We start from the raw sequence: 21,816 nt of genomic DNA on the forward strand, positions 1-21,816 counted from the left end.
TTAAGTGTGTAAATTTTTCATAGGGCTTAAATTCTACCTTCAAATTTTATCAAAAAGTGAGCCATAGCTGCGTTCCAGTTTGGAATCGGCATAACCCATTTCTTGGTCATATAATCAATTGCCAAATACAAGGTCTTAAAAACGGCATTATCATTTGGAAAAACCCGTTTATTCTTAGTAACCTTACGTAATTGGCTATTGACAGATTCTACACTATTAGTTGTGTATATTACTTTCCTTATCGCCTCAGGGTATCCTAGAAAAACCATTAAATTTTCCCAATGAACATACCAAGATTTAGCAATTTGTGGATACTGTTTACTCCATTTAGCTTCAAAAGATTCTAAAGCAAGATGTGCTTCTTCCTCTGTGCTAGCAGTATATATAGGCTTTAAATCAGCCGCTAATTCTTTTCGGTCTTTATATGATACATATTTTAAACTATTTCTAATCTGATGTACAATACATAATTGATGTTCGGTTTTCGGAAAAACTGCTTCTATTGCCTCAGACATACCGGTTAAATTATCACTGCAAGCAATAAGCATGTCTTGCATACCTCTGTTCTTCATCTCAGTAAAATTACCAAGCCAAAATTTCGCTCCTTCATTTTCACTGATCCACAATCCTAAAATATCCTTCCTTCCAGATAAATCAATACCTAATGCTACATATACAGACTTATTGATAATTCGTTTATCTTGACGTACTTTTACTACTAAACAGTCAAAAAATACTATAGCATATACTCGATCCAATGGTCGGCTTTGCCATATCTTGACATCCTCAATTACATCATCAGTAATTTGACTTATCAAACTTTCGCTAACGTCAGCTCCATACAATTCTTGCATTTGAATCTTAATATCAGATAAGCTCATTCCTTTAGCGTATAATGATATTATTTTATCATCAAATCCTTCAATACGTCTTTGACGCTTCGGAATTAATGCAGGTTCAAATGTACTACTTCTATCCCTTGGAACCTCAATCTCTACAACTCCATTATTTGTTACTAGATTCTTTACATTCCTACCATTACGAACATTATCACTATCAGTATGACAATATTTATCATATCCTAAATGATTATTCATCTCTGACTGCAATGCCTTCTCTACAAGCCGTTTGGTTAATTGTTTTAATAAACCATCCTCTTTAAGTAATGTTGATATATCTGTATCATTATTTATTGTCCCACTTTGGGAGAAAAACCCCGCACTTGCAGTGCGTCGTTTCAACATAAATTTTAAATATCTTATCAAGAAAAGATAAGAATGAATCATACAGATATTTTTTAACAAAATCTTACACTTCACAGATATATTCTTTTTGTGTTGTGACACTTTCTAAATGAGCCATACACAAATAGTTTCTAACTTTTAAGTTAGTACATACATTAGGCATTCATGCCGTAATATTAAGCTCTGCACTTGCAGTGCAGAGTGGTTAACTAATAAATCTATCGCTTGATTCATTGCTTCATTTTGTTTTTGGTGCATTATAATTTCTCCTTTTGTTATATTATATTTTTATATAACCTTTGAAAAATTTACACACTTATTTGTACAGAGCCCTTAATTCTTAATGTAGTGTTTGATCTGATTCTCTTCAAATCCTACAGTTGAGACCGCATAACCTCTAGCCCACAACTTTTCTCCATTAAAATTACGTTTTCGTCCACCAAACTGCCTAGCAACGGCTATAGCACTTTTCCCCTTGATATAGCCTATTACTTCAGCTACAGAATATTTAGGAGGAATCTTAATGAGCATATGCACATGATCTTGTACCATATGCCCCTCTATGATCTTGCTCCCACGTTGAAAAGCTAACTCATGGAATACGTTCCCAAGATATTTTCTAACCTTCCCGTACAATTCTTTTTTACGACACTTTGGAATAAACACAATATCAGGAGTTTCGCACTTAGCAAAAAATATGTTAATCTAGCAAGAAAGAGTTTTAGTTAAGCATGGCAAGATCAAAATGTAGCAAAGACTTATATAAATCATTTTTACAAGCAAGTAGCGTAAGATATAGTGGTAAAGCATTATCTGAAGTAAGTCCAATAAACCTATCTCATGATAGTGCAAGTCGATGGTTAAATAGTAAGGATTTCCGCCCTAGCGGGATCTACAGAGAAGTGTCAAAATATATTGATAGGGAAGCTTCTTGTTTATTAGTGGGAGATGACACGTTATTGTCAAAGCAATACAGTAAGAAAATTGAGCTTGTACATTATCAATATTCTGGAGCTGTACATGATGTTATACCTGGTATAGGGATGGTCAACTTACTGCATTACAATGCTAAAACTGATCAATCTACCCCTGTAGATTATAGAATATATGATAAAGAAACTGATGGAAAAACAAAGAATGAGCATTTTTGTGATATGCTTACTTTAGCTAAGGAAAGAGGGATCAATCCTGATGCAGTAGTAATGGATGCGTGGTATAGCGGTTTGGAGAATTTGAAACATATACGTAATTTAGGTTGGACATGGGTTAGTAACCTAAGAAAAAATAGAAAAGTTAATCATAATGTTAGCTTAGAAAGTTTAGAGATTCCTGATGAGGGACTAAAAATTCACCTACGTGGATACGGTTGGGTTACGGTATTTAAGTTTGTGGCAAAAAATGGTCGCATTGATTACATAACAACTAACTTAGAAAATCCAACACGTGAACAAATAGAGAAAATTGTTAAGGCACGGTGGTCTATAGAAGTTTATCATCGAGAATTAAAACAAACTTGTGGTATTGAACGCTGTCAGGCACGCACGGGTCGAGCTCAGAGAAATCATATTTGCCTTGCCGTATTTGCTTGGCTCGATATGAACAAAAGGAGGATAAATGAAAAAATTACTTTATATCAACAAACTTGGGAAGTTATAAAAACATCAATTCAGAACAACATTAGATGCCTTTTAGCTGATTCGCAATTTTGCTAACTGCGAAACTCCTGAATATGATATTTGCAATCCCATTTAGAATGATTTAAACTTTCGTATGTTGTCATATATTTTCTCCTTTGACCGTCAAGCCAAAGAAGTTATATATGATAACTTTTTATAGTCACCTTTTTGGTTAAAACCCCCAGCTTCAGCTGGGAAAGACTTCAGTCCTTGTTCTAATATTTCAATTCACTATAACTTGAATATAGAAACTGGACTGATTTTTCAAGACAAATTTTTCACTAATTTTGTTTCCCATTTTACATAATTTTTAAGCTGCATTTTGTAAGTAATCAAGATACACGTTCATCGGTTTTTTATAACCAATACTTGAATGGAATCTTTGATTGTTATATTTATCCATGTATTTATCAATACCATCTTTAAGTTCTGCGATATTTTTAAAATCATTTATAAATATACAATTATATTTTAAAGTTCTAAAAAATCTTTCAATCACAATATTATCAATGCTTCTACCCTTACCGTTCATTGAGATTTGTATATTATTCTCTTTTAGAATTCCCGTATGCTCATGTCCAGTATATTGACTACCCTGATCACTATTGAATATTTGTGGTGCAGGGTATTTATTCAGTGCATCTTTTAATACATCGGTTACAAGTGATGCATCCATAGAATTAGATACTTTATAACTTAGTATTGCCTTACTATGCCAATCTATAATCGCCACAAGATACATAAATCCTCCGTTAGTTCTAATATAAGTAATGTCACCACTCCACACTTGATTAACATAAGGTACATGAATAGTTCTATTCGTTCCTGATTTGTGCCAGTACGGCTCAAGCAAATAGCTATAAATTTTATGTTGACCATCCTTCACAGAAGTAGATTGCTTTTTATGAGGATGAATAGCTTCTATACCCATTATTCCCATATATTTAAGCACCCTATCTCTGCCCACATTAAAGCCGTCTTCCAATAATTGTTTGTATATATAACGATAACCATACTCAGGGTTATCCGTATATATTTCATCTATTCTATTTAAAATATCAAGATTATATAAGCTCATTACTTTAGCTTTATAATATACTCCAGATCTGCTTATCTTTAATAGTTCACATTGCCTTGTCTTTGCTAACGTACTCAGCTTGGGGTCGACAAGACTTTTCTTATTTGATAAGTCCAAGCTGTTTAGCTTTCCCACCGCCCAGTCCCTCTCGACTGTAGCCTTACCTAATGCTTTTGCAAGTTCATCGTTTTGATTCTTAAGTTCACTAATCTGCCCTTTGTACTCACTAACAGCTTTTGCTGGCTCAAATGCCAATGACGCATTATCTAAAAATTGTCGTTTCCAGTTTTGCATAGTTTTAGCCGTTACTTCATATTTGACCGATAACTGACCTATTGTTGATTCTTCTTTTAACATCTCTAATACTATTTTAGTTTTTGCTTCTGCACTAAAATTTTTAATTTGTTTTTTACCCATTTGTTTCTCTTTAATTTTATTTATTATTCTATACTTATTGAGAAACAAAAATACCTGCTTCTTTGTCTAATTTTTTCAGTCCATTATATTCTAGCTTTGTTCCACCTAAGCCTGATATTTCTGAAGTTAGTCTATCAGGAAACTGGTTACAAGGTCTATTTGATGAATATCTACCATAATATCGAATATGTCGATCGTTTAATAAAATAGTTATGAAATATGGTACATCAAATTGAATTAGGTGACAAAGAACATGGAAATGGCCTCAGATAATTTACCAATTTCTGCTATTTTGTTTTGAATCCAATGATGATAATAATTAAAATCACATATTGAATGGAGTGTTATATTTTAACAATCAGGTGGGCAGCCGCTTCAAACCTGATTGTTTCTATATATAACACTGAATTCGATGTAACTTGTTACATCGAATTCAGGTTATTTAAAGACTACCTAGAATATAAGGGGGTGATACTATCAACCATTACCCTAGATACCGTACTTAAGATAGCTATTGCCGCTAATTTGATTAAGAATGGTGAAGTAATGACAGTAACTTACCGGTTAAAGTAGATGTACAATCTTATGATTTGATCACCTATCCACCTCTCAAGGAACATATCGATGCTAACATGCTACTATTGTTTACGTATGGTAATATACCTAAATAAAGGGTTTGGAAGTAGTGATAGTAAAAGATGAGCTGAAGTAATTTTCAACTAAGCATAAACATGAAAAATCCTTTATCGATATATATACACTGGCCATTTTGTTTGTCAAAATGTCCGTATTGTGATTTTAATTCTCATGTTGTAGATAAAGTAGATCATGATACATGGTTGAAATGTTATGAACTAGAGCTTGATCATTTCAAGGATATTATAGGTCATAAATATATAAAATCTATTTTCTTTGGAGGTGGAACTCCATCTTTAATGAAGCCATTTGTTGTTGAAGGAATAATTAAAAAAATAGCAAATCTAGCAACAATAGATAAGCAGACAGAAATTACTTTAGAAGCAAATCCCACTTCATTTGAGACTGAAAAATTTAGGGACTTTAGATCAGCTGGAATAAACCGTGTGTCAATTGGCGTCCAGTCTCTAGTGGAAGATGACTTAAAGAGTTTAGGACGACAACATGATGTAGGGCAAGCAATCAAAGCTATTGAGACAGCTCGCCATCTTTTCCCTAGAATATCTTTTGACTTAATTTATGCAAGAAGTAACCAAACTCTAGAAAGTTGGCAAGATGAACTTACCAATGCCATGAAACTTGCCTCAGGTCATATCTCACTGTATCAACTAGTAATCGAAAAGGGTACGTTATTTTATAAATTGTTTAACGAGGGAAATCTGACTATACCAAACTCAGATCAAGCAGCTGACCATTATGAGTGGACTAACTGCTATTTAAAGTCCCAAGGATATCTTAGATATGAAATATCAAATTATGCTATATTAGGTCATGAATGTAAACATAACTTAACATATTGGCAATATGACAACTATTTAGGTGTAGGTCCGGGTAGCCACAGCAGGGTTAACATGTGTGATAGTAATTTTACATCTAATCTATATAGTATTATGATGTGGCATAAACCAGAAAAATGGTTACAAGCTGTTGACAGTTTAGGATGTGGTATTCAGCAGATTAATAAACTTTCTATGCAAGAAATAATTGCAGAAATGTTGATGATGGGACTACGTCTTGAAAAGGGTTTAACTATTGATAGTATACAGAAAAGAATTGGTAAACAATTATTTGAGGTTTTAGATATGGAAAAGGCAACATACTATAAAAAGCTAGGTTTACTTAGGTGGGATGAGGGATTAGGTGATAAAGGTCATATTAATCTTACGAACAAAGGTCTAATGTTACATAGCTATATAGTGCCAAGGTTATTTAAAACCTCAGTTTTGGATTAAAAATTTTAATCCAAAACTGGCTAGAATATCAGAAAAATGCATTCTTGAAGCGATTCTACGAATGCATTTTAATCTATTATCGCTAATAATCTTATTTTTATTGGTATAAGAATAAGATTATTAGTAAATGAAAATCATTCCAATTTCGGGTTAATTTCATTAATCCGAAATTGAGGTTTAAATAGACTTCTTTGTATTAATGTATATGTTGGAACAAAAAGAGAAAGAGTTAGATAAGATACAAAAAAGGATTAAGAAACTTAAAACAAATAATCATTTTCACCCTAAACTTAATCCAAAAAAAGAAATTGATGCGTTGGCTATAGCGTTAGATTTGTTTTCTAGTGTGATGCTGGGGTTTATTGTTGGTTTTACATTAGATAAATTGTTTAATTCTAAACCATTTTGTATTATAATATTTTTGTTGATAGGTATGCTTGCAGGTTTTAAAATAATTTGGCAAAAACTAAATAAGAAATAATGTCCCATAGTCCCTTAGATCAATTTGCAATAAAGAAACTAGTAGAAATTAATTTATTTGGTTTCGATATTAGTTTTACTAACTCTAGTTTGTTTATGTTGCTTGCTGGAGTTGTAGGTCTTTCCTATTTTTATTTAGCCTTAAAAGGCGAAAAAATTATACCATCTAGATTACAGCTTAGTGCTGAAATAATTTATGATATAATTACAGTGATGCTCAATCAAAATGTTGGAGAAAAGGGACGTAAGTTTATACCGTTCATTTTTACTTTGTTTATGTTTATTTTGTTATGTAACTTGCTCGGCATGCTTCCTTACGGGTTCACTGTTACTAGCCATATTATAGTAACATTTGCCTTAGCAATTATGATATTTTTTATGGTTACAATTATCGGTTTTATTAATCACGGTATACATTTTTTATCAATATTTTTGCCTAAAGGTACGCCATCTTGGCTAGCTCCGCTTATGATTTTGATAGAATTATTTGCCTATCTAGCAAGACCTATAAGTTTATCTTTAAGGTTAGCTGCTAATATGGTAGCAGGACATATATTACTAAAGGTGATGGCAGGATTTATAGTTTCATTAATGATTTTCTTTAAATTTTTGCCAATTCCACTAATTGTGATCCTTATTGGATTTGAAATTTTTATAGCAATACTTCAAGCTTATATATTTACAATTCTTTCTTGTGTATACTTGAATGATGCTGTAAATTCACATTAGGTTCTGCGTATGACTTCATTTTTATGGTCTTATAGATAAAAATGCAGTAATATGCAAGAACCTAGAATTTTTTATATTTAGGAGTTTACATATGGACGGAACGTCTCTAAAATTTATTGGTGTAGGATTAATGGCTATTGGTATGTCAGGTGCGGCCATTGGTGTAGGTAGTATATTCAGTGCATTGCTATCTTCAATTGCCCGTAATCCTTCAGCTACTGATCAATTACAAAGAATGGCATTCATTGGAGCTGGACTTACCGAAGCTATGGGCTTATTCTCGTTCGTAATTGCAATTTTGTTGATATTTTCCTAAGTAACTATGCCTCAATTTGATGTTACCTTTTATTGTTCGCAAATCTTTTGGCTGGTAGTTGTTTTTAGTATCTTATACCTTCTAGTTCATAAGTTCATTGCACCGCTAACTGAAAAGATTCTTGAGAATAGGCAAGCTTATATAGATAGCAATATTGCTAGTGCAGAAAGTCTTGGGGAAAAAGCTGAGGACTTGCATAAGCAATATGCAAATACACTAGCAGAGATATCAAATATAGTGGAAAATATTAAAAAAGAAGCTAGGGATGCAATGGAAGCATCTCTTCTATCAAAAAAAATTCAACTCCATAATGAGTTGAAAGCACAAATTGCCAATAATCGTCATGATATAGAAACAACTAATAAATTATTTTGGATTAATGAAAATGACTCATGCATCGATTTAGCAAAATTGTTAATTCAAAAAATTACTAATCAAGAAGTTGATTTAGAGTTATTAAAAGAATCTTACAAAAAGATAAAATAATGCAATTGTTTGACGAAAAATTTTGGCTAGCCGTCTGTTTCCTAATTTTTGTGTATTTAGTCTATAGACCAATAAAAAATATAATTTTAAAATCGTTAGATGACAAAATTATGGTCATCAAAGACCAAGTTTTAGAAGCCCAAAAACTTAACGAAGATATGACGTTGTTATTTGAAGATGCTACAGCCCAAATACAACAGATTGAAGTTTTAAGAGAAAAAATGATCAAAGATGGCAAAGAAACTGCCAATAATATAATTAAGCAGCAAAACGAAGAAATTGATAAGTTTCTAGAAAGCAAAAAACTTGAGGCTATAGATTTAATGAATAGACAAAAGCTAGAAGCTTCTCAAATGCTACAATCTGAGTTTTGTGATAAAATGGTAGAATTAGTAACTACCTATATGCGATCTACAAAAAACGATTCCATATCAGATAGTGAGATAGCTAAGAGACTCATGGAAAATCCAGTATCTAAAAAATTTATATAATAAACCCAATTCAGGATAAGAATTAGTTAATTCTTATCCTGAATTTGCATAATAACTATAAACTCCAATTCTTTAAAGTAGCAGAATATATAAGCTCATTTTAACATTAAAGGAGAAAAATAAATGATAAAGTATCCGCATGAACAGAGAAGTTTAACTAGTCTGTCCGGCAAAACTCTATAAGTCTTATAGATAATAGGGTTTAATGGCAGAAAATAATAAAGAAATCCATAAGAAAATGTTAAAATAATGGTATGGACCTACCCTATATACAGAATGAGAAGCGTATGCTAATCTTCTAGGATAGGAAATGAATCCTAAACAACAATAAGGAGGTCCATATGGAAGTTACCACAATTGGTATAGATATTGCAAAAAGAATTTTTCAAATTCACGGTGTAGATAAAAATGGCAAGACAATATTAAAGAAGAAATTAATGAGAGAACAGGTTTTAACTTTTATGGCTAACGTACCAAAATGTCTAGTAGGCATGGAAGCTTGCGGTGGAGCTAGCTATTGGGCAAGAGAATTAATAAAATTAGGTCATAATGTAAAACTAATGGCACCACAGTTTGTTAAGCCTTATGTCAAAACCAATAAAAATGATCAAGCTGATGCAGAAGGAATATGTGAGGCAGTAGCAAGACCTAGTATGAGGTTTGTACCCATTAAAACTGTAGAGCAACAAGATATTTTATTTATTGTCCCACTTTGGGAGAAAAACCCCGCACTTGCAGTGCGTCGTTTCAACATAAATTTTAAATATCTTATCAAGATAAGATAAGATATTTTTTAACAAAATCTTACACTTCACAGATATATTCTTTTTGTGTTGTGACACTTTCTAAATGAGCCATACACAAATAGTTTCTAACTTTTAAGTTAGTACATACATGAGGCATTCATGCCGTAATATTAAGCTCTGCACTTGCAGTGCAGAGTGGTTAACTCATAGGGTAAGACAGTGATTGGTAAAAAATCGTACTGCACTTGCTAATGAGATTAGAGGGCTATTATATGAATTTGGTTTTACTATTCCGCAAGGAATCAATAAGATTATAACAAAATTAACTGAGATTTTAGACGAAGGGGATTTAAGTAAGCTAAGCTACCAAACATTTAGTGAGTTAAAAGAAGAATTTGTAGAAAATGATAAAAAAATAAAAGAGCTAGAACAACGATTAAAAATCATAGCTAGCCAGTATAGTAATCACCAACAACTAATGATGATACCAGGTATAGGTTTAATAACTGCCACAGCCTTAATAGCCTCAATAGGTAATGCTAGTTGTTTTGAAAATGGTAGGCAATTATCAGCATGGTTGGGATTAGTGCCAAGGCAACACTCTAGTGGTGGCAAAAATAAGTTGCTTGCTATTAGTAAAAGAGGTGATATCTATTTACGTACTTTGTTAATTCAAGGGGCAAGATCCATTCTGAATAGCAAGATAAGATTTACCACGGAAGAACAAAAATCTAAAAAAGATTATAGCAAGTTTACTGAGTGGATGTTTAATTTATCTGAGAGAAACGGTCATAATAAAACAGTTGTCGCGGTAGCTAATAAGCTAGCAAGGGTGGTATTTGCATTACTTAGTTCAGGTGATGATTATACCGAGAGTAAAGTTTGTAGTTAAAAAACTACTCCAAATAATTGATGAAATGACATTATAGGTAATAGAAGTTTAACAAATTCCAATCCGGAATATGCGAAGAATGATAATATTGATGGTAAATAAGACGAACCTTAGCTTACAAAAAAACTGATTTAGCTAAGGGCTATTTATAAGTCGATAAAATAATAAGTATAAGTTTGTAAGCCAGCGAATTCCATCAGGGCTATAGGATAAATTGCTTGATTTATTGTCTATAAGCCGGATACATGACTGCATTCGATTTTTTTGCTGTTATATATTATTTTTTTCTTGCATTGTTGGGTAGGTCCATACATAATAAAAGATACCAATGTACTAAACATAAAGTTATCTGACATAAATAACAATTACCAAAAGATATTTGCTAGAGAAATAAGGATATATTCAGTAAATCGAATACGAGCATTGGAAACTACGCATCGTGTGGCAGCATTAATCTGTTTTTTGCATCAGATTTATCAAGATATTACAGATTTTCTGATTGAAACATATATTAAACTTTTGAATCAATCTACCAATAGAGCAAAAGCAAAAGTTAATAAACAAATTCAACAAAAGGAAGAAGATGTCAGGCAAGCTTTAAAGAGTTACGAAAAACTCAAAGTTACCATAAAAGACCCAACTATTCCTGATATTGATTTACGTAATGTAATTTTTAAGAAATTTTCTAAAGAATTTGAGCATGACAAACCAGTAGACATAATATTAAAAAGTAAATCTAGTCAGATATTTCATAGTATAACTAATAAATATAGCTACTTCCGGCAATTTTCACCACATGTTATAGCGAATTTAAATTTGCAGCCTGAAAGTAAGCATCAATCTGATGTAATAGAAGCAGCGAATGTTTTAAAGGAACTTAATCTTAATAATAAACGTAAATTAGATATAGATACACCTGTTAATTTCATACCAAGAAAATTGAGGAAGCATATTATCAACGGTAATCAAATAAACAGGCATGCTTGGGAGTGTGCTTTACTTTTTAATATAAAGAATGAGATAAAGAATAATAATATTTCAGTTAAGAATAGTAAGCGTTTTTGTAAATTCCAAGATTTTTTTATATCTGATGAGCAATGGGTACATACAAGAGAGGCTTTTTTTGCCAAAAGCAAGTTGCCACAAAACCCTAAAGAAGCTATCCCATATTTGACTGAAAGATTGAACATGGCATATGATCAGTATTTAGAAAGTGCTAAACATAATAAGTACGCTAAAGTAATAGACGGTAAATGGTCATTATCTACAGATTCAGCTGATAAGTTAACTAAAAAGCAAGAAGAAGATTTAAAATTATTAAAGAACTGGATTTTCTCACATATGCGAAAAATAAAATTACCGGATCTATTAGTAGAAGTTGATAATGAGCTGCAGTTTAGTGAAGTTTTTATGTTACCCAATAAGAAGAAACAACGTCTTATAGAAGATATATCTAATATCATCATAACTATTATGGCTCATGGCTGTAATATAGGATCATATGTTATGTCACAGTTAGTAAATGGGATTTCTTATCAGCAAATTAAAAATATAACAGATTGGCAACTTACTGATGACGCACAACGAATAGTTTTAGCATGGATTGTAAATGCTATATCTTGTTTGGGTATTAGTAAGAATTGGGGGGAAGGTAAAACTTCTAGCAGTGACGCACACTTAGTTTTATTTCAGGAAAAGGTTTTACAACAAGGATATAGTTTAAGATTTGGAGATTTTGCTCTTGCCTTTTATACGTTTGTTGCTGACAATTATGCCCCCTTACATAGCCAACCTATTGAATGTAATGAAGGGGAGGCTGCTTACGTATTAGATGGTATAGTAAATAATGAGAGTGATTTAAATATAGAAGAACATTATACTGACACAAGAGCAGCATCTTTTATCATATTTGCAGCTTTTGAATTTTCAGGACTCAAGTTTAATCCTAGAATCAAATCTATCCAAAATCATCGGATATTTAAGATTGATAAAAATAAGGATTATGGTGTACTTACTCCATTATTAACCCATAAAGAAAGCAATATAAGGATATCGGCAATTACTGGACAATGGGATAGAATGGCACATTTTTATGCTTCTATTGCTTTTGGGCATATTACAGCATCAGTAGCCTTAAAGAGATTACTATCTCTAAATTATAAAAACGAGTTTTATAATGCCAATATACACTTAGGTAGAATTCTAAAAACCGAGAACACTTTACAGAATATGATAGATCCCGATAAGAGGAAAAGAAGACATAGAGGGTTGCTAAAGGGGGAGGAGATGCATCAACTTGCTAGGGATGTTGGTTATGGGAACAGAGGTACGATTACAGCTAGAGATTTAACAGCCCAACGAAATTGCTGTAACTGTTTAACCTTGATTATGGCTTGCATTGTGTATTGGCAAGCTAAGGAGATTACTAGTATTCTTAGTGAATATGGTTCAGAAGCAAAAGGATTAGATTTATCTTTATTAAGGCATATTAGTCCTATCGGATGGGATAATGTAATTTTATATGGAGAATATGTAATTAATAAAAGTTTGATTAGAAGATAATATCCTTTTATGGAAAGTTTAATAGGAAAATGAACTAGGGTAATTTATAAAGAATCTCCAATAAGCAAAAATTTACTATTTTTTATTAAAAAATAGATACTTACAATAAAAAGATTCTTTTACAGAATATTATAATATGGTAACCTTGATTATCACAGCTCTACAGAACAAATTCTCAAATTTGTATTTTTTATTTTATGGAAAGATTTTATAGTCTGTCCGGCAAAACTCTATAAGTCTTATAGATAATAGGGTTTAATGGCAGAAAATAATAAAGAAATCCATAAGAAAATGTTAAAATATGCTAATAAACCTTATGGATTTCAGTCAATATGCCAATAGAAAATATTATCAAATCACAAAAACAAGGAAAACTTTTTGGTTATAAATTAAAAGAAGAATTAAACTCAAATAATAAGCTATATAAATTAAGAGAATTAATAAATTGGTCTGGTCTAGAAGAATGGTTATCAAAAAATGTTTCTATTAAGAGATTTGGTAGAAATAGAAAATGTCATAGAGTGATGCTTGGTGTAACGATGCTACAAGCAATGTATAATTTTTCAGATTCATTAGCAGAGGAAGAACTAAAAGAAAACATGTATTGGCAATATTTCTGTGGGTGGGAATATATAGAAACAGATATAGCGATGTCGGAAACTAGCATAAGAAGATTTCGTAATTTATTAGGTGAATCTGGATATAACGAGATATTAGCAGAGTTGATAAGAGTTGGAATAAGAAATAACACAATTAAAAAAAAAGATTTGAAATTGATAATTGCTGATACAACGGTACAAATTAAGAATATCCAGCACCCACATGATGTTTATTTAATGGATAAAGCTAGGCTTAGTATTGTGAAGCTTTGCCAAAGTTTGGGTATAAGTTTAAACGAAACCTACGCTAGAACCTATAAGCGAGATATAATAAAGCTCTGGAAGTATAAAGAGCATAGCAAAGCCAAGAAGCGTTGGAAAATAATGAAGCATTTAAAAACGTTACTTGGTCGTTTGGTTAGAATATGTGAGCGTGAGATAAAAAATCAGAAATTAAACTTATCTATCAGAGATCAAGAAGTATTGAAAAAAGTAAAACAAATACATAGCCAATCTGTTTTAAAAAGAGAAGAGAAAAAGCAATACAAAGAACAGAATAAAATATTGTATAGTTTTCATGCCCCTGAGGTAGAGTGTATAGGGAAGGGAAAACGAAACAAGCCATATGAGTTTGGCAATAAAGTTGCGGTAGTAGTCAGTGGTCGTAGAAATTTTGTACTGTCAGCAAAATCGTTTCATAATAATCCTTATGATGGTCATACATTGCAGCAGAGTTTTGAAGCGGTAGAAAATGTAACTGGAATAAAGATAAAAAAATCGTTTGTTGATCTTGGTTATACTGGCAGCAATGTTAAAGAGAAGAGTAAGGTATATACCCCAAAAACTCGGAAAAAGTTATTGAAAGAAGACAAGTGTATGATCAGGAGACGCAGTGCTATAGAACCAATAATAGGGCATTTAAAACAATATGGCAGGATGGGCAGAAACTTCTTGAAGGGTGTGATAGGAGATGTGATCAATCCAATAATCTCTGCTATAGGTTTGAATTTACGATGTATTGCCAATCATTTACACATCATGCCTAACTCTACATAAAAAAATTATCATTAAAAAACTTGCTAAACGATTAAAAAAAATCGTTAACAATAAGCTCATGTAAAAATTTTACTAAAATAGAAATTTTTCAATAAAATTGAAAACAATTTTTAATTTTAGTGCAAATATTAGAATTTTTTTTGTAAAAATTTTATTCAATCATAGATTATGGGGGGCTTTAAATATTTTTGGCGGACGGACTAGCAATAATTTTGCAAGCTTATAAATGCGTTCTATTATAAAAATAATTTATTTGCTTTTTAGTGCTATTCTATCACCGAATTATATTCGGCACTTTGTAAATTGCAACATTTTTTAGTATATTTTGCCAAAGTGGCACTTCATCGCACGTTCCCTAACACTCCGCCATACTGAACACAAAAAATCAGCATAATCGTTAAGCGCTTCATTGGACCAGATTGGTCCATAATAACCCATGATAATTCCGTATGAAAATTGATCTGTTAAAAAATTATTTGTCATAATAAACTCCTTTATGTTTTGTAAATATTAGACTTGCTGCATAACTCAATCTAGTTGGTGATTTTGTCGTCGAAACTCGCCTCCACTCCTCACGTACGTCTTTGTACGCGAAGGTAGCCGGCTTCGTTTCTCCTAAAAATCCCTCAACTATCTTTGATTTATGCAGCAAGTCTATTAAGTAAGGCTATCAATTAACTTAGCCATTCTTTCTTCGTCCAAATCCTCAAAGAAATCATCATTAATTTGTACAACTGGTGCATTGACACAAGCTCCCAAACATTCAACTTCTGTAAGGCTAAATTTTTTATCACTTGTTAGTTCACCAAAGTTAATACCAAGTTTTTTTTTACAAATAGTTACAATTTTATCGCTACCCCTTAGCCAACAAGGAGTAGTCCCACAAATTTGTATATGATATCGTCCTACTGGCTTTAGATTAAACATGGTATAAAATGTTGCAACTTCATATGCTCGGATGAAAGGTAAATTTAGAAAATTTGCTACATACTCTATGCAGCCTCTTGGTAACCAACCATTCATTTGGCGTTGTGCAAGGTCAAGTAATGGCAGAATAGCACTCTTTTGTTTGTTTTCAGGATATTTCTTAATGATATTTTGGGCTTTTTTTAAGTTCTCATCATTAAAACTGAAATTTAGTGGTTCATCATTCATCGATCAATTTCTCCAAAAACAATATCAAGACTGGCAATAATAGTTACCACATCTGCCATCAAATGTCCTTTTGACATGAAATCTAGACCTTGGAGATGGGCAAACCCAGGGGCTTTAATCCGGCATCTATAAGGTCTGTTTGTTCCATCAGAATATAAATACACACCAAACTCGCCTTTTGGTGCTTCAACAAATTTATATATTTCGCCTTTTGGCACATCATATCCTTCAGTGTAAAGTTTAAAATGATTAATCATTGCTTCCATCGATTCTTTCATTTTTTCTCTTGAGGGTGGTGCAATTCTAGGATCATCGGTTTTAATAGCACCCTTTGGCATTTTTTCAAGACATTGCTGTATAATTTTAAGCGATTGGTACATTTCTTCAATACGCACCAAATACCTATCATAACAATCACCATTTTTGCCAATTGGTATATCAAAATCTAGTTCATCATATACATCATACGGATTGGTTTTTCTGAGATCCCATGCGATGCCTGAACCTCTAAGCATTGGACCAGAAAACCCCCACTCCATAGCTTCTTTTTGACTTACTACTCCGATATCTACTAAGCGTTGTTTCCAAATTCTATTGTCATTTAACAGAGTCTCGACGTCTTCTAGTTTTTTTGAGAATTGCTGAACAAAAATATTTATATCTTCTAGTATACCATTTGGTAAGTCCTGTGCAACCCCACCAGGTCTAAAATAATTTGCATGCATTCTAGAGCCGGAGACACGCTCATAAAATTCCATAATTTTTTCGCGTTCCTCAAATAACCATAATAGGGGGGTAGTAGCACCAACATCTAGGGCTTGTGTTGTTATATTCAGTATGTGATTCAGGATACGAGTAAGCTCAGAAAACATCACTCGAATAAACCCTGCTCGTCTTGGCACGTTGCAGCCAAGCAATCCTTCAACTGCTAAGGCAAAAGCGTGTTCTTGGCACATTGGCGATACGTAATCTAACCGATCAAAATATGGTATAGCTTGTAGGTATGTTTTATGCTCAATTAATTTTTCAGTACCACGATGCAGCAGTCCAATATGCGGGTCTGCTTTATTGATAACCTCACCATCCATTTCTAAAATTAATCTTAATACCCCATGGGTAGCTGGATGTTGTGGACCAAAATTTAACACAACACTTTTATTATTATCACTCACCTTGTTTTAGACTCCGGCAATTGTTGATTTTAATCGAGTATATATCAAAATTTTTGTCCACTAAGTGAAAAAATTATATAATATTAAAATAATAGCATTATTTTTCCATGTCATCTATTAAAGCTTGCTCTCCATCATTGAGATTTTTTGGAGAATGAATTTTGTGGCTCTTTGTATCTTTTTCTTCGATAGAAGGCAATTCATAGTGAGGGGGAACTTCTAAGGTTTTATTGCGTTGTACCCTATATTCATCAGGGCCAGGTGTCACTATACCTATTGTTTCTTTTACTTTTTTATTGCAGGCAGACAGTGTTACTAAGGTAGTAAATAACAAAAAAATTATACGCATACTCTTCTGCTTTAAAGAATTGGTTTTTGCAAATACTTGCTGGGTATTCGCGTACTCACGTACCTTATTGTACTGTTTGCGTTCGCTTATCCCTTGTTTGTTTTCCCCATCCTCCAAATCATTTGAGTACATATCAATCCTCTTTATAAATTTATATTTTTCTTAGAATCAAGCTCACGAATCCTATCCGCTTCAGTTTGCAATCGAGCGTGATTATATTCAACATCTTGTTGTTGTGCAACAATTTTCTTGGTCTTATAATAATCATGTAATAAGAATATTGCACCTAATGAAATGAAACTATCTGCTAGATTAAATACCGGAAAACCAAAATCTTTATAGTGAAAATAAATAAAATCAAATACCGCCCCATGAACAAAACGGTCGATCAAATTACCAATAGCACCACCAATGAAAAAACTACAACCAACAAAGCTTGGCATTGTCTTACATTTTAATAAGATATACCACAAATATGCTATAAGGGCAGAGTTAACAACTATAAAAAGCATATTACTATACTGGTAATAATTTCGAAGTATTCCAAAACTAATTCCATAATTCCAAATATAAACCATATCTAAAAAGCTGGTTATTTCTAGCGTTAGACCAGCTTTACCTCTTAGATAACCTATAAGATACCATTTTACTAATTGATCTATAATTACTAATTTAACAATTATACGACTACTTTGGCGAATAATTAGTAATATTTTCTTAAATATTGATGGTATACGCATATTAGAATTTAATTTTTGATTATATACTCGGTGAACTTCAAGAATTGGCGTCGTCATGTCTAAAGATACCCGCTGCTCCGTTACTCATGTACGCTACGCCGCTCGACTTTGCTACTGCCTAGCTCTTCTTGAAATTATACTATTGTCTACCCAACTCTTCATTTACGAGAAGTATACTCTTCTGCTCCTACGAATTGTTTTTTGAAAATATCATGGATTCGCATGCTCACCATTCATTTTCAAATCCAATTCTTCAAATCATTTGAGTATACTTCTATTTTATTGTCCCACTTTGGGAGAAAAACCCCGCACTTGCAGTGCGTCGTTTCAACATAAATTTTAAATATCTTATCAAGAAAAGATAAGATATTTTTTTAACAAAATCTTACACTTCACAGATATATTCTTTTTGTGTTGTGACACTTTTTAAATGAACCATACACAAATAGTTTCTAACTTTTAAGTTAGTACATACATGAGGCATTCATGCCGTAATATTAAGCTCTGCACTTGCAGTGCAGAGTGGTTAACTAATCCTTTCTAGACATATCTTTTCAGTCACTATCTTTAATTCCTCTACGCGGTTAATAAGGTAAAGTAATTGTTCTTTACTAATTGTATAATCTTGATCATACCTTGCATCAACATAAGCATTTCGCAGTAACGTAAAGCACTCTTCTTGCTCAGGAGTCTCATGTGGAAATATCTTATAGAGATCGTAATGATGACTTCTAGCCCTATCGCCAAGTCCCAGTATATCATGTGACTTTGCCTTGTAACCAGTAAAAACTAACAGGATAGCATTATAAAAGCTCTCGGTAGCTTGGTGAAGCATAAAGGCTGCATTATTCAATTGTTCTATATCCAAACACAAATGAGCAAGCAATAGAAAGTCCTTAGCTTTTTTAAACCAATATTTGTAATCTTTCTCAGCTATTGGTCTACGTTCCTTCCATGATAGTTCCTTAGCTTCAGATAGTATAAATTCACCACTATTATATAAAAGAATGCCCTCTTTCTTGATATCACTAAAGAAATACTGCCCCTTTTCCAGTTGCCTATTTACCAGTTTAATAGGTTCAAGTATCAGAGTAATTGGTGGTTTTTCATCTAATGAGAATTTTTTACCTAGCCTATTCTCTATCTTATGTTGTAGGTTTATAGCTGGATAGCCGGCATATTCTCCGTTCTTTAAAATCAACAAAAGGTCAAAATCACTTTGATACTTATAATAACTAATATCCCCTACCTTCTCTATATCCTCTACCCAATCTCCTCTAGCATAAGAGCCAAATAAGATAATCATTGCTATTTTTGATTTGCCTACATATAGGATTTCTTTAATAATATTATCTAGTTTTTCTTTAATCACTAGTGAGCGATCAGGTAAGGTAGTTAAAGCTATTTTTTTATAGTCACCTTTTTGGTTAAAACCCCCAGCTTCAGCTGGGAAAGACTTTAGTCCTTGTTCTAATATTTCAATTCACTATAACTTGAACATATGATATTTTAACAAGACTAGCCACACTGTATTTTACCATCGCTTTAATGTTGTTTGAATCACTAAATATCGCTATAAAATACTGCAGGGTAACCTAAGAGTTAGGATCAGAGAGATAATGCACAGGCGTTAGTAATATCTCTTTAGAGTAATAGCGACTTCCAGTCTAGATATCAACCCACCAGCTTCAGCTGGTTGTTATTGAGCCTAGATCAACTATATACCAAATATTTAAATAATCAACAACAATTTAATCGTAAATTGTAAAAATAATTTATGATTATAATCAATAGTTGTTATATGTGTCATAATCAGTAACAATAACATAAGAATTCAGGATAAGAATTAACTAATTCTTATCCCAAATTCGCGGGAGTAGTATACAAGACATGAGGTAGCCTAGATGTTATCCCAAATTCGCATAAATTACTATACTTCGGCTCTGTACAAATAAGTGTGTAAATTTTTCAAAGGTTATATAAAAATATAATATAACAAAAGGAGAAATTATAATGCACCAAAAACAAAATGAAGCAATGAATCAAGCGATAGATTTATTAATAAATAATCAGGAGTTTCGCAGTTAGCAAAATTGCGAATCAGCTAAAAGGCATCTAATGTTGTTCTGAATTGATGTTTTTATAACTTCCCAAGTTTGTTGATATAAAGTAATTTTTTCATTTATCCTCCTTTTGTTCATATCGAGCCAAGCAAATACGGCAAGGCAAATATGATTTCTCTGAGCTCGACCCGTGCGTGCCTGACAGCGTTCAATACCACAAGTTTGTTTTAATTCTCGATGATAAACTTCTATAGACCACCGTGCCTTAACAATTTTCTCTATTTGTTCACGTGTTGGATTTTCTAAGTTAGTTGTTATGTAATCAATGCGACCATTTTTTGCTACAAACTTAAATACCGTAACCCAACCGTATCCACGTAGGTGAATTTTTAGTCCCTCATCAGGAATCTCTAAACTTTCTAAGCTAACATTATGATTAACTTTTCTATTTTTTCTTAGGTTACTAACCCATGTCCAACCTAAATTACGTATATGTTTCAAATTCTCCAAACCGCTATACCACGCATCCATTACTACTGCATCAGGATTGATCCCTCTTTCCTTAGCTAAAGTAAGCATATCACAAAAATGCTCATTCTTTGTTTTTCCATCAGTTTCTTTATCATATATTCTATAATCTACAGGGGTAGATTGATCAGTTTTAGCATTGTAATGCAGTAAGTTGACCATCCCTATACCAGGTATAACATCATGTACAGCTCCAGAATATTGATAATGTACAAGCTCAATTTTCTTACTGTATTGCTTTGACAATAACGTGTCATCTCCCACTAATAAACAAGAAGCTTCCCTATCAATATATTTTGACACTTCTCTGTAGATCCCGCTAGGGCGGAAATCCTTACTATTTAACCATCGACTTGCACTATCATGAGATAGGTTTATTGGACTTACTTCAGATAATGCTTTACCACTATATCTTACGCTACTTGCTTGTAAAAATGATTTATATAAGTCTTTGCTACATTTTGATCTTGCCATGCTTAACTAAAACTCTTTCTTGCTAGATTAACATATTTTTTGCTAAGTGCGAAACTCCTGATAATGATACAGATATATCAACATTACTTAAAGAGGATGGTTTATTGTCCCACTTTGGGAGAAAAACCCCGCACTTGCAGTGCGTCGTTTCAACATAAATTTTAAATATCTTATCAAGAAAAGATAAGATAAGATATTTTTTAACAAAATCTTACACTTCACAGATATATTCTTTTTGTGTTGTGACACTTTCTAAATGAGCCATACACAAATAGTTTCTAACTTTTAAGTTAGTACATACATGAGGCATTCATGCCGTAATATTAAGCTCTGCACTTGCAGTGCAGAGTGGTTAACTGTCCCACTTTGGGAGAAAAACCCCGCACTTGCAGTGCGTCGTTTCAACATAAATTTTAAATATCTTATCAAGAAAAGATAAGAATGAATCATACAGATATTTTTTAACAAAATCTTACACTTCACAGATATATTCTTTTTGTGTTGTGACACTTTCTAAATGAGCCATACACAAATAGTTTCTAACTTTTAAGTTAGTACATAAATTAGGCATTCATGCCGTAATATTAAGCTCTGCACTTGCAGTGCAGAGTGGTTAACTAAAACAATTAACCAAA

General features: G+C 32.5%; 21 protein-coding genes and 2 pseudogenes. 11 read left to right on the top strand and 12 right to left on the bottom strand.

Annotated elements, in window-relative coordinates; translation table 11 throughout:
- Positions 1-26 precede the first annotated feature (26 nt).
- Together AAHN00_RS06460 and tnpA are read right to left on the bottom strand one after the other, a co-directional pair.
- A complete protein-coding gene (locus tag AAHN00_RS06460) occupies positions 27-1,244 on the bottom strand; it encodes an IS256 family transposase (protein ID WP_342272569.1) in 1,218 nt (405 codons plus the stop codon).
- A gap of 333 nt (positions 1,245-1,577) precedes the next feature.
- Entirely contained in the window at positions 1,578-1,949 is a 372-nt protein-coding gene (tnpA, locus tag AAHN00_RS06465; RefSeq protein WP_342272598.1) for an IS200/IS605 family transposase, read from the bottom strand.
- A gap of 26 nt (positions 1,950-1,975) precedes the next feature.
- Between tnpA and AAHN00_RS06470 the strand changes: the two genes are divergently transcribed.
- Positions 1,976-2,956 carry a transposase gene (locus tag AAHN00_RS06470; protein WP_342271025.1) on the top strand — a complete coding sequence of 327 codons (981 nt, stop codon included), beginning with the start codon at positions 1,976-1,978 and terminating at the stop codon, positions 2,954-2,956.
- Positions 2,957-3,230: 274 nt separating this feature from the next.
- Here AAHN00_RS06470 and AAHN00_RS06475 read toward each other — a convergent pair whose 3' ends face one another.
- Positions 3,231-4,415, bottom strand: a complete 1,185-nt coding sequence (locus AAHN00_RS06475) for an IS3 family transposase (RefSeq protein WP_342270912.1) — start codon at positions 4,413-4,415, stop codon at positions 3,231-3,233.
- Positions 4,416-5,146: 731 nt separating this feature from the next.
- Between AAHN00_RS06475 and hemW the strand changes: the two genes are divergently transcribed.
- The 7 genes and pseudogenes from hemW to AAHN00_RS06510 all read left to right on the top strand — a co-directional run.
- On the top strand, positions 5,147-6,343 hold the full coding sequence (hemW, locus tag AAHN00_RS06480; RefSeq protein WP_342272458.1) for a radical SAM family heme chaperone HemW: 1,197 nt from the start codon (positions 5,147-5,149) through the stop codon (positions 6,341-6,343).
- A gap of 205 nt (positions 6,344-6,548) precedes the next feature.
- On the top strand, positions 6,549-6,824 hold the full coding sequence (locus AAHN00_RS06485; RefSeq protein ID WP_341755403.1) for an AtpZ/AtpI family protein: 276 nt from the start codon (positions 6,549-6,551) through the stop codon (positions 6,822-6,824).
- A complete protein-coding gene (locus AAHN00_RS06490) occupies positions 6,824-7,552 on the top strand; it encodes a F0F1 ATP synthase subunit A (RefSeq protein ID WP_342272459.1) in 729 nt (242 codons plus the stop codon). The genes AAHN00_RS06485 and AAHN00_RS06490 overlap by 1 nt, the downstream gene beginning before the upstream one ends.
- A 91-nt stretch (positions 7,553-7,643) precedes the next feature.
- A complete protein-coding gene (locus tag AAHN00_RS06495; RefSeq protein ID WP_341748043.1) occupies positions 7,644-7,868 on the top strand; it encodes a F0F1 ATP synthase subunit C in 225 nt (74 codons plus the stop codon).
- A 6-nt stretch (positions 7,869-7,874) separates the two neighbouring features.
- Entirely contained in the window at positions 7,875-8,354 is a 480-nt protein-coding gene (locus tag AAHN00_RS06500) for an ATP F0F1 synthase subunit B' (protein ID WP_342272460.1), read from the top strand.
- Positions 8,354-8,845, top strand: coding sequence for an ATP F0F1 synthase subunit B (locus AAHN00_RS06505; RefSeq protein ID WP_342272461.1), 492 nt, complete (start codon positions 8,354-8,356; stop codon positions 8,843-8,845). Before AAHN00_RS06500 ends, AAHN00_RS06505 begins: the two co-directional genes overlap by 1 nt.
- A gap of 341 nt (positions 8,846-9,186) precedes the next feature.
- A pseudogene (locus tag AAHN00_RS06510) lies at positions 9,187-9,543 on the top strand (IS110 family transposase); the annotation flags it as partial.
- Here the strand turns inward: AAHN00_RS06510 and AAHN00_RS15030 are convergent.
- Positions 9,541-9,687 (bottom strand): hypothetical protein, encoded by a 147-nt coding sequence (locus AAHN00_RS15030; RefSeq protein WP_410521419.1) that lies wholly within the window; start codon positions 9,685-9,687, stop codon positions 9,541-9,543. The pseudogene AAHN00_RS06510 and the gene AAHN00_RS15030 sit on opposite strands and share 3 nt — an antisense overlap.
- A gap of 130 nt (positions 9,688-9,817) precedes the next feature.
- On the opposite strand from AAHN00_RS15030, the pseudogene AAHN00_RS06520 reads away from it, so the two are divergent.
- The 3 genes and pseudogenes from AAHN00_RS06520 to AAHN00_RS06530 all read left to right on the top strand — a co-directional run.
- Positions 9,818-10,483, top strand: a pseudogene (locus AAHN00_RS06520) (IS110 family transposase); the annotation flags it as partial.
- 288 nt (positions 10,484-10,771) lie between these two features.
- Entirely contained in the window at positions 10,772-13,045 is a 2,274-nt protein-coding gene (locus tag AAHN00_RS06525) for a Tn3 family transposase (protein ID WP_342272599.1), read from the top strand.
- A gap of 332 nt (positions 13,046-13,377) precedes the next feature.
- Positions 13,378-14,700: an IS5 family transposase gene (locus AAHN00_RS06530; protein WP_342272463.1), complete on the top strand. Its 1,323-nt coding sequence runs from the start codon at positions 13,378-13,380 to the stop codon at positions 14,698-14,700.
- 657 nt (positions 14,701-15,357) lie between these two features.
- Here AAHN00_RS06530 and nuoE read toward each other — a convergent pair.
- From nuoE to AAHN00_RS06570, 8 genes are all read right to left on the bottom strand, one after another.
- Complete coding sequence (gene nuoE, locus AAHN00_RS06535) at positions 15,358-15,855, bottom strand: NADH-quinone oxidoreductase subunit NuoE (protein ID WP_341755736.1); 498 nt, start codon at positions 15,853-15,855, stop codon at positions 15,358-15,360.
- Complete coding sequence (gene nuoD / locus AAHN00_RS06540; RefSeq protein ID WP_342272464.1) at positions 15,852-17,027, bottom strand: NADH dehydrogenase (quinone) subunit D; 1,176 nt, start codon at positions 17,025-17,027, stop codon at positions 15,852-15,854. The genes nuoE and nuoD overlap by 4 nt, the downstream gene beginning before the upstream one ends.
- A gap of 97 nt (positions 17,028-17,124) precedes the next feature.
- Complete coding sequence (locus AAHN00_RS06545) at positions 17,125-17,508, bottom strand: hypothetical protein (RefSeq protein WP_375331771.1); 384 nt, start codon at positions 17,506-17,508, stop codon at positions 17,125-17,127.
- 11 nt (positions 17,509-17,519) lie between these two features.
- The gene (gene lspA / locus AAHN00_RS06550) at positions 17,520-18,116 is read right to left on the bottom strand and encodes a signal peptidase II (protein ID WP_410521436.1); all 597 of its coding nucleotides are present in this window, start codon (positions 18,114-18,116) and stop codon (positions 17,520-17,522) included.
- Between the two features lie 526 nt (positions 18,117-18,642).
- The gene (locus AAHN00_RS06555; RefSeq protein ID WP_342272465.1) at positions 18,643-19,488 is read right to left on the bottom strand and encodes a HEPN domain-containing protein; all 846 of its coding nucleotides are present in this window, start codon (positions 19,486-19,488) and stop codon (positions 18,643-18,645) included.
- A 712-nt stretch (positions 19,489-20,200) separates the two neighbouring features.
- Positions 20,201-21,181, bottom strand: coding sequence for a transposase (locus AAHN00_RS06560; RefSeq protein WP_342271025.1), 981 nt, complete (start codon positions 21,179-21,181; stop codon positions 20,201-20,203).
- Between the two features lie 87 nt (positions 21,182-21,268).
- Positions 21,269-21,430 (bottom strand): hypothetical protein, encoded by a 162-nt coding sequence (locus AAHN00_RS06565; protein ID WP_342272466.1) that lies wholly within the window; start codon positions 21,428-21,430, stop codon positions 21,269-21,271.
- A 36-nt stretch (positions 21,431-21,466) separates the two neighbouring features.
- On the bottom strand, positions 21,467-21,691 hold the full coding sequence (locus AAHN00_RS06570; protein WP_342272006.1) for a hypothetical protein: 225 nt from the start codon (positions 21,689-21,691) through the stop codon (positions 21,467-21,469).
- Positions 21,692-21,816 lie beyond the last annotated feature (125 nt).

It is taken from the genome of Candidatus Tisiphia endosymbiont of Parasteatoda lunata (assembly GCF_964030955.1).
In the GTDB taxonomy this organism is placed as follows: Bacteria; Pseudomonadota; Alphaproteobacteria; order Rickettsiales; family Rickettsiaceae; genus Tisiphia.

Coding starts and splice junctions, on each gene's coding strand:
- nuoE (WP_341755736.1), bottom strand. CDS start 15,855: ATGAATGATGAACCACTAAATTTCAGTTTTAATGATGAGAACTTAAAA.
- AAHN00_RS06470 (WP_342271025.1), top strand. CDS start 1,976: ATGGCAAGATCAAAATGTAGCAAAGACTTATATAAATCATTTTTACAA.
- AAHN00_RS06505 (WP_342272461.1), top strand. CDS start 8,354: ATGCAATTGTTTGACGAAAAATTTTGGCTAGCCGTCTGTTTCCTAATT.
- AAHN00_RS06545 (WP_375331771.1), bottom strand. CDS start 17,508: ATGTACTCAAATGATTTGGAGGATGGGGAAAACAAACAAGGGATAAGC.
- AAHN00_RS06560 (WP_342271025.1), bottom strand. CDS start 21,181: ATGGCAAGATCAAAATGTAGCAAAGACTTATATAAATCATTTTTACAA.
- AAHN00_RS06475 (WP_342270912.1), bottom strand. CDS start 4,415: ATGGGTAAAAAACAAATTAAAAATTTTAGTGCAGAAGCAAAAACTAAA.
- AAHN00_RS06490 (WP_342272459.1), top strand. CDS start 6,824: ATGTCCCATAGTCCCTTAGATCAATTTGCAATAAAGAAACTAGTAGAA.
- AAHN00_RS06460 (WP_342272569.1), bottom strand. CDS start 1,244: ATGTTGAAACGACGCACTGCAAGTGCGGGGTTTTTCTCCCAAAGTGGG.
- AAHN00_RS06500 (WP_342272460.1), top strand. CDS start 7,875: ATGCCTCAATTTGATGTTACCTTTTATTGTTCGCAAATCTTTTGGCTG.
- lspA (WP_410521436.1), bottom strand. CDS start 18,116: ATGCGTATACCATCAATATTTAAGAAAATATTACTAATTATTCGCCAA.
- hemW (WP_342272458.1), top strand. CDS start 5,147: ATGAAAAATCCTTTATCGATATATATACACTGGCCATTTTGTTTGTCA.
- AAHN00_RS06530 (WP_342272463.1), top strand. CDS start 13,378: ATGCCAATAGAAAATATTATCAAATCACAAAAACAAGGAAAACTTTTT.
- AAHN00_RS06485 (WP_341755403.1), top strand. CDS start 6,549: ATGTTGGAACAAAAAGAGAAAGAGTTAGATAAGATACAAAAAAGGATT.
- AAHN00_RS06495 (WP_341748043.1), top strand. CDS start 7,644: ATGGACGGAACGTCTCTAAAATTTATTGGTGTAGGATTAATGGCTATT.